The 16468-nt window shown below is 42.0% G+C and carries 17 protein-coding genes and 1 pseudogene; 10 read left to right on the top strand and 8 right to left on the bottom strand.

Features of this window, described 5'->3' with window-relative positions; all coding sequences use genetic code 11:
* Positions 1-130: 130 nt before the first annotated feature.
* Positions 131-496, top strand: a complete 366-nt coding sequence (locus EWV66_RS03885; RefSeq protein WP_002764683.1) for a DUF1815 family protein — start codon at positions 131-133, stop codon at positions 494-496.
* 42 nt (positions 497-538) lie between these two features.
* On the opposite strand, the gene EWV66_RS03880 is transcribed toward EWV66_RS03885, so the two are convergent.
* The 7 genes from EWV66_RS03880 to EWV66_RS03850 form a co-directional block, all read right to left on the bottom strand.
* Positions 539-1504: a glycosyltransferase family 2 protein gene (locus EWV66_RS03880; protein WP_185237226.1), complete on the bottom strand. Its 966-nt coding sequence runs from the start codon at positions 1502-1504 to the stop codon at positions 539-541.
* Entirely contained in the window at positions 1501-1764 is a 264-nt protein-coding gene (locus EWV66_RS03875) for a hypothetical protein (RefSeq protein WP_185237230.1), read from the bottom strand. Before EWV66_RS03875 ends, EWV66_RS03880 begins: the two co-directional genes overlap by 4 nt.
* Before the next feature lie 29 nt (positions 1765-1793).
* Positions 1794-3071: a glycosyltransferase gene (locus EWV66_RS03870; RefSeq protein ID WP_072926547.1), complete on the bottom strand. Its 1278-nt coding sequence runs from the start codon at positions 3069-3071 to the stop codon at positions 1794-1796.
* Positions 3072-3211: 140 nt separating this feature from the next.
* The gene (locus EWV66_RS03865; RefSeq protein ID WP_072926549.1) at positions 3212-4282 is read right to left on the bottom strand and encodes a formylglycine-generating enzyme family protein; all 1071 of its coding nucleotides are present in this window, start codon (positions 4280-4282) and stop codon (positions 3212-3214) included.
* Positions 4283-4467: 185 nt separating this feature from the next.
* The gene (locus EWV66_RS03860) at positions 4468-5442 is read right to left on the bottom strand and encodes a methyltransferase domain-containing protein (RefSeq protein WP_052276967.1); all 975 of its coding nucleotides are present in this window, start codon (positions 5440-5442) and stop codon (positions 4468-4470) included.
* 279 nt (positions 5443-5721) lie between these two features.
* Positions 5722-5886: a hypothetical protein gene (locus EWV66_RS03855; RefSeq protein ID WP_158499354.1), complete on the bottom strand. Its 165-nt coding sequence runs from the start codon at positions 5884-5886 to the stop codon at positions 5722-5724.
* A 35-nt stretch (positions 5887-5921) separates the two neighbouring features.
* A complete protein-coding gene (locus EWV66_RS03850; RefSeq protein ID WP_287107788.1) occupies positions 5922-7412 on the bottom strand; it encodes a glycosyltransferase family protein in 1491 nt (496 codons plus the stop codon).
* Between the two features lie 500 nt (positions 7413-7912).
* Here EWV66_RS03850 and EWV66_RS03845 point away from each other — a divergent pair, with 500 nt between their 5' ends.
* The 5 genes and pseudogenes from EWV66_RS03845 (at position 7913) to EWV66_RS03825 (ending at position 12989) form a co-directional block, all read left to right on the top strand.
* Positions 7913-9283 carry an ArnT family glycosyltransferase gene (locus EWV66_RS03845; RefSeq protein WP_052276968.1) on the top strand — a complete coding sequence of 457 codons (1371 nt, stop codon included), beginning with the start codon at positions 7913-7915 and terminating at the stop codon, positions 9281-9283.
* A 39-nt stretch (positions 9284-9322) separates the two neighbouring features.
* Positions 9323-10927, top strand: coding sequence for a glycosyltransferase 87 family protein (locus EWV66_RS03840; protein WP_185237228.1), 1605 nt, complete (start codon positions 9323-9325; stop codon positions 10925-10927).
* Between the two features lie 64 nt (positions 10928-10991).
* Positions 10992-11849, top strand: coding sequence for a glycosyltransferase (locus EWV66_RS03835; RefSeq protein ID WP_052278479.1), 858 nt, complete (start codon positions 10992-10994; stop codon positions 11847-11849).
* A 253-nt stretch (positions 11850-12102) separates the two neighbouring features.
* A pseudogene (locus tag EWV66_RS03830) lies at positions 12103-12387 on the top strand (hypothetical protein); the annotation flags it as partial.
* Positions 12388-12455: 68 nt separating this feature from the next.
* The gene (locus EWV66_RS03825) at positions 12456-12989 is read left to right on the top strand and encodes a MogA/MoaB family molybdenum cofactor biosynthesis protein (protein ID WP_004159364.1); all 534 of its coding nucleotides are present in this window, start codon (positions 12456-12458) and stop codon (positions 12987-12989) included.
* 1 nt (position 12990) lies between these two features.
* On the opposite strand, the gene EWV66_RS03820 is transcribed toward EWV66_RS03825, so the two are convergent.
* On the bottom strand, positions 12991-13602 hold the full coding sequence (locus EWV66_RS03820; protein ID WP_052276969.1) for a DUF8692 domain-containing protein: 612 nt from the start codon (positions 13600-13602) through the stop codon (positions 12991-12993).
* 129 nt (positions 13603-13731) lie between these two features.
* Here EWV66_RS03820 and EWV66_RS03815 point away from each other — a divergent pair, with 129 nt between their 5' ends.
* From EWV66_RS03815 to EWV66_RS03800, 4 genes are all read left to right on the top strand, one after another.
* Complete coding sequence (locus EWV66_RS03815; RefSeq protein ID WP_072927648.1) at positions 13732-14397, top strand: urease accessory protein UreF; 666 nt, start codon at positions 13732-13734, stop codon at positions 14395-14397.
* A gap of 148 nt (positions 14398-14545) precedes the next feature.
* Positions 14546-15496, top strand: a complete 951-nt coding sequence (locus EWV66_RS03810) for a glycosyltransferase family 2 protein (protein ID WP_052276971.1) — start codon at positions 14546-14548, stop codon at positions 15494-15496.
* 5 nt (positions 15497-15501) lie between these two features.
* Positions 15502-16092 (top strand): hormogonium polysaccharide biosynthesis acetyltransferase HpsU, encoded by a 591-nt coding sequence (hpsU, locus tag EWV66_RS03805; protein WP_052276972.1) that lies wholly within the window; start codon positions 15502-15504, stop codon positions 16090-16092.
* Positions 16093-16361: 269 nt separating this feature from the next.
* Positions 16362-16468, top strand: a 107-nt coding sequence (locus EWV66_RS03800; RefSeq protein ID WP_287107344.1) for a helix-turn-helix domain-containing protein, incomplete at its 3' end; no start/stop codon positions are given.

Raw genomic sequence — 16468 nt, 5'->3', positions numbered from 1 at the left:
AACTGGAAAAAGTAGTCAATCAGCTTTTAAATGAAGGGGGATTGATTATTAAATGGAGTAGAAAACTTAAAAATAAGGGTAATGCTGTCAATGTAACTTAAATGCGTAAAAGCTTATCAGGAGGAATATTGTGTTTAAACGACTTGCAGAACAGCATCGCCAACTGGTCAAAGACTTAGTCATGGATTTACAGGCCTTAGCGACCGCACTAGAAAATCAAGGTTATTTAGCATCCTGCTACACCTGTGGCGGTCAACTGAATAGCGCATCTTTTATGGTGGGATTGGGGGAAACCCATCTAATTCGGTTTCTCGTGTCCGATTACGGCATCACCTGGACAGAAATGCGCGATGATCGAGAGTTAATGAAACTCGAAGGCGCGGAAGCCATCAGCCAACTACAGGAATTAGCCAATCTGATTAAATATCAAATTTCGCCGGCGGAATTTATTGACAAAAAACCCTCCTCCGTGCTGCAACGGTTAGAGACGGTTTAACTCAGATGTTACCTAAACTTGTATGTTTAGGTAACTTTTTCCCTAAGCTTTCAGCCAACTGTTAGCTAGATAGGCCATTCGTTTCATCTCTTTTCGTCCCCGGGAGACGGAATCGAGGATCATGCCACAGGTCAAACTTAAAAAGGCTAAAAGTATGATCGAGGCCGATAAAATAGCGGTGGGAAAACGTGGTACTAAGCCAGTTTCGAGGTATTCAAACAGGACGGGAATCGCTAAGAGAAGGGAAATAACCGCCAAAATTAGCGAGACAAGGCTAAAAAAGAGAAAAGGACGAATTTCTTTAAAAAGTAGGATAGCGGTCCCCAATACCCGCCAGCCATCTTGAAAGGTTTTTAACTTACTTTGGGAACCTTCGGGACGTTCCCCGTAGAGGGTTGGTTCTTCAGCGAAGGGAATTTTTAATTCTAAAGCGTGGATAGTTAACTCGGTTTCAATCTCGAAACCATTGGACAAAGCGGGAAAAGATTTGACGAAACGACGAGAAAAGACACGATAACCGGAGAGCATATCGATTAAACGCGCTCCAAACAGAAATTTCACGAATCCTGTTAAAAATAGATTACCGGCGCGATGACCCGGACGATAAGCCTGGGAGGATTTTACCGCTTCCCGACGCGCACCGACCACCATATCCAATTGTTCCCCCAACATTCGTTCAATTAAGCGTCGTACTGCCGCAATTTCGTAGGTATCATCACCATCAATGAGAATATAGATATCCGCTTCGATATCGGCAAACATCCGCCGGACAACATTGCCTTTTCCCGGTTGGGCTTCCTGACGCACGATCGCCCCAGCTTTGAGTGCCTCCGTCACGGTATCATCGGTAGAGCGGTTGTTATAGACATAAATTGCCGCTTCTGGCAAAAAAGTTTGGAATTGGGAGACCACTTTTGCGATCGTTAGTTCTTCGTTGTGACAGGGAATAATCGCAACAATACGATAGTTTTTCAGGGAAATCGGCGGAATAGCAGTCATTTCGATCATGGCTGACGACAATGTTTAATGATGGTTAGGGGGGTGTCCTGGCGTTGGACGGCGTGAATTGTCGGACAATGGGGGAAAGCATAATAATCGGGATCGGCGGCCTTTGCCCAAGCAAAGTCATCGGCATTTTGATCAAGCCATTCCATCCCCTCTTTGAGACTTAATCCCCAGTAATCGGTTTCCTGTTGACCTTGGGCCGCTTTTAAGTCCCAAAAATTAAGGCTGCCAGCGGTTGAACGAGAGTTAAAAAGGGTTTGCATCACTAGAGGCCAAGTTTTCCCAGGCTTTCCTATTGCTTGCCGGACTTTTCGGGTTTAACATCCGTCGAACGCCAACTGAGTTTTAAATTCATCCAGAAGTTCCAAACGGTAACTATAGCGATCGCTATTAAGTTAGCAATATAGCGATTAATATGTAAGACATTGAAGAAAAAGTTTAAGAGCAGCACGTTGAGGATCAAACCGGCCAAACAAATAAGATTAAATTTCAGAAAACGTTTGCAACGCTGCTGCCACTGATTTTGGCCGGTGGACAAATCGCCAAAAGTCCAGCGATCGTTCCAAAGAAAATTATTAATAATAGCCACCTCGGCGGCGATAATCTTACTGCGAGTTACTCCCCAAGCGAGGGTAGTGGGATCGCTGAGGAGATAAAAGATAGCCATATCGACGAATACGCCACTAAACCCGACTAAACTAAAGCGAAGAAAGCGAGCGAGGGGGAATTGCCAACGCCTTTTCAGACGACCGAAACGACCGCGGGAACGCAATTTCAGCAAGTGCAGGATATATTCGATGTATTGTTGCCAGGTGACTTTGCTTTCACCGTCTTGACGCTCTTGGAAAACGTAACCCACTTCGGCGATCTGGTCGATATTGCCGCGGCCGATAACTTCGAGGAGAATTTTATAGCCCATCGGGTTTAAGATTGGGCCAGCGATCGCTTGTCGATTAACCATGAAATAGCCACTCATCGGATCCGATACCCGTCCCACCACCGCCGGCAGAATGACTAATCCCAACAGCTGCGCCCCCCGGGAGAGGAAGCGTCGAGTCAGACTCCATTGGCTGACTCCACCCCCTTCCACATGGCGACTAGCCAGGGCGAGATCGGCTCCGGCTCTGGTTTGCTCGAATAATTTTAATAACACTTCCGGGGGATGCTGTAAATCGGCATCGATGACCCCAAGGATGTCGCCCCGTGCCACTTGCCACCCCCTCACCACTGCCGAGGATAGGCCTTTTTCTCCCTCCCGGCGCAGCACTCGCAGCTGGGGATATTCAGGGATTAAAGATGCGGCGACTTCCCAAGTGCGATCGGGACTATTATCATCGACAACGATCAGTTCGTAATCGTTGGGAAGGGCTTCGTCAAGTATTTGACTGAGAATGTTGACTAATTGAACGATATTTTGCCGTTCATTGTAGGTGGGAATGACTAGAGACAGGCTGAGAGGATAATTTTTTTCTTCTTCTAGGTTGCCGTCGTCCGGGGGAGGAGGAGATAAAGGTACCTGTAGATCTCCTGTGGGGGGAGTTAAGAAAAGATGAGACTGCTGTATCTTCATGAAAAATTTGACCTCACTCGCGGTTGATTTAGCTACAGACGCACTGACAACGGCAGAAGATTCTAAATACTTTTGGTCTTTTGGCAACCTACCCTATTGAACCATGCCTTTGTCGTCTCTTGGGCGGACACAAGCATTGATTAACCGGTACTATCGGCCATGACTCGTAAACCCAAGACGCTGTGGTGTTGATCGGGAAGGCAAAAGGTGCGATTGGCACTGCGTAGGTGCCTAGCTTCATCGCCCCAACTGCCCCCTCGCACTAAACGGGCGGAACGATAACGGGGCTGCAAGCGAGTATCCCTGTCTAACCAAGCACTACCATCCAGGGGCGGAGTTCCCTCGTAATTCCGGTGCCAGCTATCGGCGCACCATTCGCCCACGTTGCCGTGCATATCGTAGAGACCGAAATTATTGGGGGCGAAACTGCCCACCGGGGTAGTCCTGGCCAGATAGGCGCTGGCTGGTTCTTCCGCGTAGGGATCATAGACGGCAAAGTAATTGGCGCGCTCGCTGGTGAGGGTTTCCCCGCAGTAAAAGGGGGTGGTTGTACCGGCGCGACAGGCGTATTCCCAGCGCGATTCACTCGCTAGTCGGTAATCTTTGCCGGTGGCCCGGGAGAGTCGTTGACAAAATTCGATCGCCTCGTACCAGGAGACTCTTTCAACGGGCAAGTTATCCCCTTGAAAAAAGGAGGGCGCCGGGTTGAGTTCGAGATTAATTTTCGGAAGTTGGGCGATCGCTCGCCATTGTGCTTGGGTGATCGGGTATTTGCTCAGAAAAAAAGCCGCCGTCGTCAGGGAATTTTCTGGTTTTTCACTGCTAGTATGATCGCCTTTTTCCTCATTTTTCGAGCCTCGTTGAAAACTGCCCCCCGGAATAGCCACCATTTCTAGTTCGCTGCCGTTGCCTAAAGGTTCGCGCCAGGAGCGAGCGCTACCCTGACGGCGATCGATAATTTGCCCTTGACGATCAACGGTGACTGTTTCAAAGCTATATTCTGTCCACTGGAGATTTTGCGAATTTACTGGGCGAATTTGCCGCAAAAATTCCTCTATTGCCTCTATATTCTCGGCACTAGCTTGGTTTTGGTCGGCAGAATAACTGAGCCGAGAGGAGAGAAGGGTAGCTAGTCCGGCACTTCCTCCGGCTAGGACCGCTAATTTCAGCAAACTACGTCGGTTTAAGAGGGGATTAGGGGGATAGTTCATATTTTTAGGAGACTGGTCTGATATTTAGGCATTTCTAAGTAAGTAGTTATAATTAAATTGAAGATAGATTTTGGGTTCGATCCCCCCTGCCCCCCTTGATAAGGGGGGTGCCGATAGGCGGGGGGATCCCCCCTTAATCCCCCCTTGATAAGGGGGGTGTCTGACAACTTTTAACACCTACCTACTTAATCTTGATAGAAACGACTTTTTACTAAACAATAGGCTCTTTCATCGCCGTCACGACTGGCGGGATCGGAGTTTTCGGTATTACCTACTGTTATATAATCGCAAATTTCCCAGCCAGTTCGCTGTAAAATGCGGCGTAACCCGGCATTAGAAAAGATCCAATAGTTGGTGGAATCATTATTTGCTTCTAGTTCATCGAGTAAATAGGCTAGAGGAATCGCGGAAAGATCGACTCGATTAGCGGTATTACTCACCGTATTAAACTTAGTGACGCGGGTGCTAATCAGGCAATAATTGGCAGATTTTGCTAAGGTTTCGAGGGCATAGTAGGGATTTTTGAGATGGTATAAAATTCCTAAGAAGATGACTAAACTATAGCTTTTTTCGGGAAGGATAAACTGGGAATCTAAGTTAACATCATGAATCTCCACAGAGGAAGAAAGAGCAGTTTTGAGCAGTTTAACTCCTTGCATAAGATTAAAGTTAGTAGGAGCGTAGTCAACCACCTGTACTTTACAGCCCAAAGATTCCAGAAAAAACGCCAGATCCCCATCGGCACAACCAATATCAACAATCGGGTTTTCCGAGATTAATTCCAGGAGAAAACGGTTTTTACCCGTTAATAGTAATTCGAGAATCTCGAAGCAGGTTAAAGTGTTGTAAGGATACCAGCCAAAATTGTCGGGAGCGAGTTTTTCTTTTTCGGCATCCAATTGGACTCGGAACTGCCTGGACTTATTTTTGATGACGCTAATATCGAGCAGTTTGGGACTAATTTCTTGCAGTTCGGGAATGGTTAAGGATAACTGACCTAATCTTTCATAAAGAGCGTTTTTTTCCCGAATCATTTCTTGTTTTTCTTGATTCAAACTCTTCAGATGATCTTTGAGAGAATCTCGTTCTTCAATTAAAGTCTCTCGTTCATCAACTAAGCGAGGATATTTCCAGAACTTAAGATATTTCTTGATTTTCATCTATCAATAGGGAGGAATTAATTTTACTAAGTTAGTCTAGGGGGTGTCTGGCTGTTGGATATTTTTACCAAAACCACTCTAATAATACCATTAATCGGGATCATTTGTCAAGATATTTACCAAAAATTTTGAGGTTTAAAGTCAGCTTATTATTGGCTTTCGTTAATATATAAGCTGAGAATTTTTGCAGATAATTGATTTTGAATAATTATAGATTCTGGGTAACTTCCTTAGATAATTTTCCAATATTTGGGAAAATCTCGACAACTGGGACAGTATTCAATCAAAACAGTGGTGGAGAATTTCCCGGGCATTCAGTCCAAACCAAGCCTCATCTCCGTGCAATCTGGGGAAAGAGGAGAGGTTGACGATGATCACAAAAAGTATGTAGATTAAAATCAGAAAACTTAGGTAAATTGGCAAGATTTTAACTTTTTTCATCATCGAAGTTATCCCGCTTTGCCTAAGTATCTATGATCCTACTCGCCAGCTTCTTTGAGATAGCGATTGATATGATAATTCGGGTTAATTTGACAAGAATTCGAGCGCCTGTAAACGCAAGTTCCGTTAAAGCATTTCTCCCGTTGATAATCTCCGACGGCGGCCCTGTCTTGATTAAATAATAGATAATTAAAATAAGGTTGTAGTGCCTCAAAATTTTGGTTATCTTTGAGGAAATAAATCGGTACATCTTGGTGTAAGTAGGCGTATCCCCCCGTATATTGCCACGCCAATCCTTTTACTCCTAAACCGCAGAGTTTTTTCTCGCTACTTAAATACTGATAGGCCTGTAATTGTCCGCCGTGGGTTTGCCAGTGAGTATAGCCCGGTTTTTGCCAAGGCGGTCCGAAATTAAAAGTCTGGTCGGTATTAAAACGCCCCGCCAATAACCAGGATAGAAAAGCCCAAAGAAGTAAACTACTAAAAATAACAATAGTTTTGCTGGCGAGGGAACCTCGCATTAACGATAAACGCGAGACGAGAGTGGCGGTTCCCAAACCGGCGAGAATAATAATTAATGGTAGGGCAGGGAACATATAGCGATATTCTTTGTGACCTAAAAAGCTGTGAGAAAGGATAATAACTAGGGCCAGAAGGGCGAGAATCCAGTGACGACGAGCAGCGATTGCAGAGAAGAAGAGGATCGGAAGCAGCCACCAGGACCAATTGAGGGCTAACCAAGTAAAATATTGCTGCCAGGGGGATACGCCAAAACTATTAAATTTTCCTTCAAAAATATTAATCCAGATCAGTTTCCAAATCGATTGGAAGGGGGTGGACAAAGTGAAAGCGTCTAAAGCGCCACCCAGCAAAACTGGACCGAGAAAACCGAGGGCAAGGGGCAGTAATTGGGGAAAATTTTTTTGTCTAACTTGATAAATGAGGGCGATGGCGATGGCCGGCAGTAAATGAAATCGAAGATAGGTGGTCAATCCGTAGAAAAACCCCGTCCAATACAGTCGCTGACGAGAGGGGGGATTTTTGCCGTAGCATCCTAAATAAACGCCCACCAGCAGGGAATAAGCGGCAATAACTTCGGTGAAGGCTTTCGGGGCAAAATAGATAAATTCAAACCAAATCGCACAAATACCGCCGGTTAGGATAGCGCCGGCCAAACCGATGCTTTCGTAGGCGATCGAGAATCCGATCCAAACGGGGATTAAAGATAGTAAACTGAGGAAAATCTTGACGCTGGCCAGATAGCCACTGGAGCCTTCCGAAAAACCAGCAGTTAGCTTCATAATCCCGCCAAGAATGCCCGGAAATAACCAAGAACGAATCCCGTCCCGAAAATCCCAAGGTATCATCCCATTGCCAAAAGCTAGTCGATGAGCCTGTTCTAAGGTCTGAAAAATTTCATCTGGCCAGAGAATATTAGGATAAGAGAAAGCGGCATTTAGACGCAGGAAAAGGGCAAAAATAAGAATTAATAACAACCAAACTCTAGAATAATTTAACTGACGAATCATGTGGGCAACTAAGGTAAAGATGTTGGCTTTAGGGGAAAATATAGGAATTTTTAACGGAGTAATTGTTGTTACTCGGCTATTGAGTAGGTGGGTGGAATTAAATATAAGATGAACGTAGGTTGGGTTGAAGTATGAAACCCAACGCCCGATTATGTTACGCTACCGCTAACCTATCCTACAAATAATTGTGCCTCCCTACTTAAGCTAATGTTTTTTAGCATATTGCTGATGGTAATGTCAATCTCTTAAGTTATAGTTTAGTAGGGAGAAACTGGGGAACTTTTCTGCTAGAAATGAGTCCCTTGCCTAGAGTTGGCTATAAAGATGAGTTTGCCCTTTGATACCCCTGAGAATTTACCAAGGAGAAATTATCAAGGTTAAGTCATCTCGATAATCAGGTATTTAATTGATCTGGGTTTGCCAAAAAATATAACCGTCAAACTGTGATACAATAGCGCGGGTTCACCCCAAAAGATAAATAGCGAGCCAATTTCAGAATAATGATGCAGCGAGATTTTATATTTAAGAATTTTGAAAAGTTTGATTACCGTCTATTTCTAGGTGTATTAATTACGGTCTTGGGATTTATCTTAAGATATTATCAGTACGATTCCTTACCCCCCTATAACTGGACTCAAGATGAATTTGCTTTTGCTTGGAGTGGCATGAGTTTGATTCAAGAGGGAGTTCCTACCAGTTGGTCTTTCCTCAGTCCCACGGATGATTTTCTGGTGAAAGTTTGGGAAAAAACTGCTGTTCGTTATCGTTTTGTTACCCCTTGGTTTGATCATCCTCCCTTGTTTGGATTAATTGTGGGTATGACGGCTATTTTATCGGGAGCAAAGGAATTTTTTGACTGTAGTTTAACAGTAATTAGGATTCCTTCTTTAGTTTTTGGCACTCTCTCTATTTTCTTGCTTTATTTATTAGCTTTACGTTTGACTAATACCGGGGTGGCGATTATAACTTCTTTAATTTTTGCCACTAACCCCAATACGGTTTTTTTATCTCGTTTAGTAGTTAGTGAAAATTTATTATTATGTCTAAGTTTAGCGGTAGCACTTTTATTCCTTCAGTACAGTGAAAAGTCTCAAAAAAAGTATCTATATTTGGCTATATTTCTAGGTGGTTTAGCACCTTTAGTTAAGGTGACAGGATTATATATTCTAGGTTCTCTAGTCGCTTTACTATTATTCCAAAAAAATTGGCGAGATAGCTTAATCGCTTCTCTGACGGCAGTTTTATCCTTTGGTTTGTATTACCTTTACGGTTGGTTTTATGATTTTAGTTGGTTTTTAACCACTCTCCAAGAACATAAAAATCGCTTTACGGATTTTGCTATGTTAAAAAATCTAGTTTTACCTACAGTTTTTTTTGAGGATGGTTGGTTAATTTTTAGTTGGATCACTCTGCTGTTAGTTTCCAGATTTACTTTAAAAATATCTAAGATACGATTAATTATTTTTCCTATATTAATTTATACAATTCTTCTTATTTTTTCTGGCGCTCAAAGCCATTACTATGCTTGGTATGTAATTCCTTACTATGGATTTCTCTTTCTAGTGCTTGGTATATTCTTAGACGATTTTCGTAAGAACCCTGATTTTATCAGTGCTACCACTATCTTTATTTTTCTTGTCGTTTGGTCGGTGAATTTAAATATTAAGGATTGGGTTTTGAGTTCCCCTTACGGTAGATATTACTTTATTATCGGAACGGCAATTATTTTAGGGGGATTTTTCTTTAATGATTTAACCGAGAAAAAATCGAAAATTTTAACTAATTTTGTTAAAATAATCATGCTTATTGTCTTTGTGGGATTGTTACTAGGTAATCTTAATCTCATCCTTAACTATAAATTGCCAAGTTAAGCTAGTAAAACTAAACAAATAAATCTTGAACTTTTAATTATGACAACCCTGAAACGTTTTCCAATTTCTCATCCCTTATTTTGGGCAATTATCTACTTTATTGCTTTGGGAATTATCTCGGTTATTTTAGGTCAAGATGTTAGTTGGGACTTACGCAATTATCATTTCTATAATCCCTATATGTTATTGACAGGAAGGTTTAAGTATGATGTCCTACCCGCACAGATACAAACTTTTTTTAATCCCCTCATCGATGTTCCCTTCTTTGTCGCTATTTATTATCTGAAATTGCCTCCGATTGTCGTGGGTTTTTTCATGGGAGGATTTCACGGGTTAAATCAGTGGTTAGTTCACCTAATCACCTATCATTCCCTAGATAAAGTTTCGGAAAGATACAAGATAACTTTAAGCATAGCGGCAGCGATTACCAGTATTTTTGGGGCAGCCTATATCTCGGAGTTAGGAACCAGTATTGGTGATAATACCACCAGTGTTTTCGTTCTGGGAGGATTATTTTTTATAGTTAGTAGTTTAGGGAAAAATCTGCCAATTCCCTCTAAAAATATTCTTTTAGCTGGACTCTTATTAGGATTGGCAACGGGATTAAAATTAACCAATGCTTTATATAGTATCAGCTTTTTGGTGGCCATTAATTTTTTACCCAATTCTTGGTCAGAAAAGTTACGCAATTTAATTCTATCAATTATCTCAATGGCCGTGGGGGTTAGTCTCACTGCTGGTTATTGGATAATCTTAATGTGGACAAAGTTTGCTAATCCTCTTTTTCCCTTCTATAATAAAATATTTCAATCTCCTTATATCGAAACCGACTACAATTTTAAAGGGATACAATATTTGCCTAAAGATATCTGGCAATGGTTGTTTTATCCTGTTTATTTTATCCAGAGACAAACTCTTGTCTCTGAGGTTCCTTTCCAAGATAGCCGATTAGCTATAACCTATTTATTGATAATTTTACTAATAGTAGTGATTATTTTTCGTGCTATTTCTAAGCGCAATCTATCTTCTGAACCTGACTTAACCCACGGTGCAGTTTTAGGGTTTTTACTGCCTTTTTCTCTGACCGCTTACTCTATTTGGTTAGTGGGATTTTCTATCTATCGTTATCTGATGCCATTAGAATTAATCACTCCCACTTTAATTATTTTGATTATTGCCTATCTTTATCCTCGCAAGAAACCATTATTAATCATAAATTTGGTAATATTTTCCTTAATTGTCACTACGGTTAAACCGATGGATTGGTGGAGAATGGGATGGTCAGATCATTATTTTGGTATCGATAGTCAAGCATTAAAACCCTACGAAAATTCCACGATTGTTATCTGGGGAGATGAAGGAACATCTTTTATCGTTCCTTATTTTCCCGCTTCGACTCGTTTTGTGAGACTCAAAGGCAATACTGGAGTCAGTGAGGGAACTTTAATGCGAAAAAATGCCGAGACATTTATTGCTAATACTCCCCCAGAATCTCTCTACATTCTCCAGACAGACTTTAATAAAAAATCTCCTGATATAGTGGAGGATTTAGCCAAGGAAAATCTCGTTATTGACTTCCAAAGTTGTCAACCCTTTCCCACCAAAATCGAAAATTTTAATCTCTGTCGTCTTCAGAAGAAGTAATTCTCACGGGAAAGCTATTCTCTAACCATTGTTAATTGCTAGTGACTCCTACCTTTTATCAGTAATGATTTATCTATTGACGGTTAACTACAATTGCGGGGAATTAATTAAGCGTTTAATTGCTTCCCTCAACGATGACTTATCTGCTACTCTCATCATTGTTAACAATTCCCCTGAAGATAAAAATATCCAATCTTTAGCAGCGCAAAGAGTCAAGATTATTGAAGCGGGGGAAAATTTAGGATTTGGGAAAGGATGTAATCTAGGACTTGATTGGATTTATCAACAAGACAGAGAAGCTATCGTTTGGTTAGTTAATCCCGATGCTTACTTATTACCGGACTCTCTGGAGAAAGCAAGCAAATTTTTTCAGCAATATCCCGAAGTTGCCATCGCTGGTACAGAAATTTACGAACCGGATGGTAAAATCTGGTTTGGTTGGGGAAAATTTAATGCCAAAATCGGCACAATTAACGTGGTGGAGGAATCCTTAGACTATGGAGATAAACCCTATTTTATTCCTGACTGGGTGACGGGATGCAGTTTATTAATTAATTTCTCGAATTTTTCCACTTGTCCCCATTTTGATCCCGATTACTTTCTCTACTACGAAGACTTTGATTTTTCCCGAAGATACGCAAAACAAGGCTATTTAGTTGTTGTTACCAATCAGATTAAAATCATTCATGAACCATCTTCTATTACCCGTCGCTATGGTTATCTAAGACTAACTCATAATATCTATAGTTATCTTCTCAGTCTCGAAAAACATACGACTTTAACTATCCTTGTTTATCGCTTGCTGCGGATGAGTTTTATGTCTTTACTGATCCTTCCTATTAAACCCAAATTCTCCCTAGCCAAGTTACAGGGAATTCAACTCTATTGTCAAAGAATTATCACTAAACTGCGTCTAGGTTGAAACCCGTATTTTTGCCGCTTCAGGCAGCAGGTATTATTCTTACTAAATCCTGTGTAAAAGCTATAGGAGAGCGGGGAGCGGGGAGTAGTGGTGATGGTGAGCTATCTTGCTGATTTAGTCTGACAGGTCTAATGACCCGAAAAATCAGGAAAAGTGAGCGATTCATGTTAATTTTTATCTCAAATGTCGGGGTGAAGACCGGAAGCGCTCAGCGCGACGGGATGAAACCCCGACCAATATAAAAGAGCGAAGCACGACTAAGAAAAATCTTGGCACGGTTAAACTGAAAGGAACTAGAGACTTAAACTTTTACCCTATAGACCAAATTAAACGAGTTAGGATTGTTAAACGAGCAGACGGTTACTATGTCCAATTCTGCCTTAGCGTTGATATTCGGGAATAGGCAAAACCCTTAAGACCGACTAAAAGATGTGTAGGATTGGATGTAGGCTTAAAAGTTTTCTACGCTAATAGTGATGGGGAAACGGTAGAAATACCGCAATACTATCGCCAGGCAGAAAAAAGATTAAATCGTCTGACCCCCCCTTGCCCCAAGGAGGCCCTCTGGCGAATGTTGGATACGTCCTGTCAGATTAAGGAAACTCGATGAACCAAGAATCCCTCGCTTTTAGTGACGGGAGTGTCAATCCCCATCCCGACACCGCCCCCCTTAACCTTACCTGTGCCGTAGTCACGGTGAGCGATACTCGTACCCCAGAGACGGATAGGAGTGGCCAAATAATTCAAGAGTTACTAACTCGATCGGGTCATGATATCGGCCTATACTTAATTATCCCCGATCAACCCTTACAAATTCAAGCAATCTTACCAGAGATTAGTAATCAAAATCAGATAAAAGTCTTAATTCTCAATGGGGGTACGGGTATTGCTCCCAGAGACAATACCTATGATGCTTTAGTACCTTTATTAAGGATTACTTTGCCCGGTTTTGGCGAATTATTTCGTTATCTCAGCTATCAGGAAATTGGCTCCCGTGCCATGGCATCAAGGGCAATAGCTGGGGTTTATCAAAACTTATTAGTCTTTTCTCTCCCCGGTTCCACTAATGCCGTTAAATTAGCCCTAGAAAAACTGATTCTTCCCGAAATTTTACATCTGGTTAAACAGATGAATGGATAATTTATTGGGATTTGATCTGGGCGGAAATTTCTTGAAAACATACATCCCAAAAATAGCCAGCTAGATTCACAGCACTTAACAGTTTAGGAATTCCTTCACTTAGACTAGCAAAACCTTGATTTTTAATCTGGAGAAAATCGATAGCGATTGCCAAAGTTAAAAGTGCTAAAGCGATGATTAAAATTTGGTAATAAGTTTGTCTTATTCGCCGCCAAAATGCTAAACCATAAATCAGAATTGCGAGGGCATAAACGGAGATAGTCAAGAATTTGGGAATATTAAAATAGAGGAGAATAATATGAATTCTGAAGATTTCATTGATGGCAAAAAGTCCCGTTATTATGCCAGAAACAAGTAAAAAATGGCGAGAATTATTGAAACTTGCCTTGCGGGACAACAAAGTATAACTAAAAAGGCAAACAATCGGGGGCAGACAACAAAGCAATTGAAAAGAATGGGTTAATAAACCAGCGAGCGGAGTTGGGGGAGTAGCGGGAGGATAAAATAAAAGACTAGAGTGTAATTTTTCCCGATCAACCCCAGCAATCAAAGCTAAAATCAAGAGGAGAACGACAAGATTTATTTTCAGAAAATGCTGTTCTCGTGAGGACATAAGTATAGTAGTTTATAATTGTGGCTATTAACCACGGTATAATTCACAGAGTGCCGCTTTCTACCGATCTACATACCGAAGTGCCAAGGGTTTCCCTAATTGTGTTAAGGACAATTTTCTCGGTTTTCTATGCTCAATCAAAAAGAACTTTTGTGTTTATTACAATTGGCTAGTCCCATTTTACCCGTGGGGGCCTATAGTTATTCCGAAGGGCTAGAAACCCTCGTCGAAAAGGGGATTATCTCTAATAGTGCCAGCTTAAATGATTGGTTAGAGCGATCGCTTTGTCAAGGCTCGATTCGCTTAGAAACGGCTGTTTTGCTAAGGGTATATCGTTGTTTTTGTCAAGAGGATTTTACAAAACTTAATTATTGGGATAACTGGTTATCGGCAACGCGGGAAACAGCCGAATTAAGACAGCAAAGCTGGCAAATGGGGCGATCGCTGTTAAACTTATTGCGGGAGTTAGCACCGGCCAGAGATAATCTACCAGAACAGGCTAATTATGCCACCGCTTTTGCGATCGGGGCAAGTCATTGGCAAATTGGCCAAGAATTAGCGGTTTTAGGCTATTTACACAGTTGGGCAAGTAATTTAATCAATGCAGGATTGCGTTTAATTCCCCTTGGACAAACCCTAGGACAATCGCTTCTGATCGGTTTACAGCCCAGTTTATTAACAGCAACAGCAGATATTATCAGTTTAGCCGATGAAAACCTGAGCAGTTGGAGTTGGGGGCTAAGTTTTGCCAGTATGAACCACGAAACCCAGTATAGTCGTCTATTTCGCAGTTAGAAATTTAGGGAGAAGAGCAGGAGAATGACGTAAAAACCGAATAAGGTATAGTAAGATAAAAAAAAATCTTAGGTCCTAGTTCTCGCTTTCTGAGTGACTAAGGGTTTTAAGGAAAGATGCGAACACTCTACCTAGCCACAGTGTGCCAATGTTTAGTCAATCAGAAAAAATTCCCGTTTCGGTGTTAATTCCCGCCAAAAACGAGGAATCTAACCTTCCCGCCTGTTTAGAGAGTGTTGCTAGGGCTGATGAAGTGTTTGTCGTCGATTCCCAAAGTAGCGATCGCTCGATCGAAATATCTACCAACTATGGGGCTAATGTAGTCCAATTTTATTTTAATGGTCGTTGGCCGAAAAAGAAAAACTGGTCCCTCGATAATCTGCCTTTTCGCAATCAATGGGTATTAATCGTCGATTGTGATGAGAGAATCACCCCCGAACTATGGGACGAAATCGCCACCGTGATCCAAGATCCCGACTATAACGGTTATTATCTCAATCGTCGCGTCTTCTTCCTCGGACAGTGGATCCGTTATGGTGGCAAGTATCCCGACTGGAATCTGCGTTTATTTAAACATAAGTCGGGCAGATACGAGAATTTAAACACGGAAGATATCCCCAACACGGGAGATAACGAAGTTCATGAACACGTTATCCTTGATGGCAAGGTGGGATATCTGAAAAATGATATGCTGCACATCGATTTCCGCGATATCTATCATTGGTTAGAAAGACATAATCGTTATTCCAACTGGGAAGCGCGGGTTTATTACAATATTCTCACGGGTAATGACGAAAGCGGCACGATCGGAGCGAACCTGTTCGGTGATGCGGTGCAGAGAAAACGTTTTTTAAAGAAAATTTGGGTAAAACTGCCCTTTAAACCGCTGCTGCGCTTTATTCTCTTTTATGTTATCCGTCTCGGTTTCTTGGATGGCAAAGCCGGTTATATCTACGGTCGTCTTTTGAGTCAGTACGAATACCAAATAGGGGTTAAATTGTACGAATTACGGCAATTTGGCGGTAAATTAAACGTTAATGCCCAGGCTAATCCCCCGGTTAAACCCTCGGAACCTCAACCCGCAGAAATGATTAAATAAGTCCTATGTCCCCAGAAATCCGCACCGATGAGGAAGCGTGGCTAGATCTGCGTACCTACGATCAATCTTGGTTCGATCGCGGTCGTTCTAATCCAATTATCCTACTTTGGTGGTTAGTACAGGGGATTCTTTTCCCCCTTAGTTTGCACCAGATGGATAGCTTTCGCTGCGCTATTTTGCGACTATTCGGGGCTAAAATCGGCCTTGGGGTGAAAATTCGCCCGACGGCAAGGGTTTCTTATCCTTGGAAAGTGGCGATCGGCGATTATACTTGGATTGGCGATGATGTGGTGATTTATAGTTTAGATAACGTTACCATCGGCAGTCATTGTGTGATTTCTCAAAAATGCTATCTCTGCACTGGCAGTCACGATCCCTGCGATCGCTCTTTTGGCTTAAAAACCACTCCCATCCTCATTGGTAATGGTACTTGGATCGCGGCCGATTGTTTCCTGGCTCCGGGGGTAAAAATTGGCTCTAATGTTGTTATTGGGGCAAGAAGTAGCGTATTTGCCGATATTCCCGCTCAAAAGGTCGCTTGGGGCAGTCCCTGTCGTCCTCAATACGATAGAAAGATGAATTCTTATAGTAGTTAAGCTTAAGAGGCATTTTATCTCAAATGTCGGGGTGAAGACTCAAATCAGCAACGCCTAAATCAGCCATTTGTTCGTCCTAAAGTCGAAAGTCTTGCTCATAGGATACCGTCATTGATTTATCTCTTTCTAAGCTCAATTAACATTACATTAATAATCCGCCAAAAGTGAGAGCCTAAAAACGGATGTGGTGTCATCGAAAATTTTGGGTCTGAAACCCCGTCGTTCTACGACGGCTTTACTGTTAAATATGAGCATCGTTTACGAAATATATGCTAAAATGTGAGACATGGAAAAGCTATCGCTACCGATTTTACCCCACACCCGAACAAGAGTCGCTATTGCGGCGCACTTTGGGCTGTGTAAGATTGGTTGACAA

The sequence above is a fragment of the Microcystis sp. M_OC_Ca_00000000_C217Col genome (genome assembly GCF_007095585.1).
In the GTDB taxonomy this organism is placed as follows: Bacteria; Cyanobacteriota; Cyanobacteriia; order Cyanobacteriales; family Microcystaceae; genus Microcystis; species Microcystis panniformis.
Note: the sequence above shows the minus strand (reverse complement) of the source record. Positions and strands in the feature narration are given on the sequence as shown.

Excerpts from the sequence above, each read along its gene's own strand:
- EWV66_RS03880 (WP_185237226.1), bottom strand. The coding sequence starts at position 1,504 with ATGATCGAAATGACTGCTATTCCGCCGATTTCCCTGAAAAACTATCGT.
- EWV66_RS03875 (WP_185237230.1), bottom strand. The coding sequence starts at position 1,764 with ATGCAAACCCTTTTTAACTCTCGTTCAACCGCTGGCAGCCTTAATTTT.
- EWV66_RS03870 (WP_072926547.1), bottom strand. The coding sequence starts at position 3,071 with ATGAAGATACAGCAGTCTCATCTTTTCTTAACTCCCCCCACAGGAGAT.
- EWV66_RS03865 (WP_072926549.1), bottom strand. The coding sequence starts at position 4,282 with ATGAACTATCCCCCTAATCCCCTCTTAAACCGACGTAGTTTGCTGAAA.
- EWV66_RS03860 (WP_052276967.1), bottom strand. The coding sequence starts at position 5,442 with ATGAAAATCAAGAAATATCTTAAGTTCTGGAAATATCCTCGCTTAGTT.
- EWV66_RS03855 (WP_158499354.1), bottom strand. The coding sequence starts at position 5,886 with ATGATGAAAAAAGTTAAAATCTTGCCAATTTACCTAAGTTTTCTGATT.
- EWV66_RS03850 (WP_287107788.1), bottom strand. The coding sequence starts at position 7,412 with ATGATTCGTCAGTTAAATTATTCTAGAGTTTGGTTGTTATTAATTCTT.
- EWV66_RS03845 (WP_052276968.1), top strand. The coding sequence starts at position 7,913 with ATGATGCAGCGAGATTTTATATTTAAGAATTTTGAAAAGTTTGATTAC.
- EWV66_RS03840 (WP_185237228.1), top strand. The coding sequence starts at position 9,323 with ATGACAACCCTGAAACGTTTTCCAATTTCTCATCCCTTATTTTGGGCA.
- EWV66_RS03835 (WP_052278479.1), top strand. The coding sequence starts at position 10,992 with ATGATTTATCTATTGACGGTTAACTACAATTGCGGGGAATTAATTAAG.
- EWV66_RS03825 (WP_004159364.1), top strand. The coding sequence starts at position 12,456 with ATGAACCAAGAATCCCTCGCTTTTAGTGACGGGAGTGTCAATCCCCAT.
- EWV66_RS03820 (WP_052276969.1), bottom strand. The coding sequence starts at position 13,602 with ATGTCCTCACGAGAACAGCATTTTCTGAAAATAAATCTTGTCGTTCTC.
- EWV66_RS03815 (WP_072927648.1), top strand. The coding sequence starts at position 13,732 with ATGCTCAATCAAAAAGAACTTTTGTGTTTATTACAATTGGCTAGTCCC.
- EWV66_RS03810 (WP_052276971.1), top strand. The coding sequence starts at position 14,546 with ATGTTTAGTCAATCAGAAAAAATTCCCGTTTCGGTGTTAATTCCCGCC.
- hpsU (WP_052276972.1), top strand. The coding sequence starts at position 15,502 with ATGTCCCCAGAAATCCGCACCGATGAGGAAGCGTGGCTAGATCTGCGT.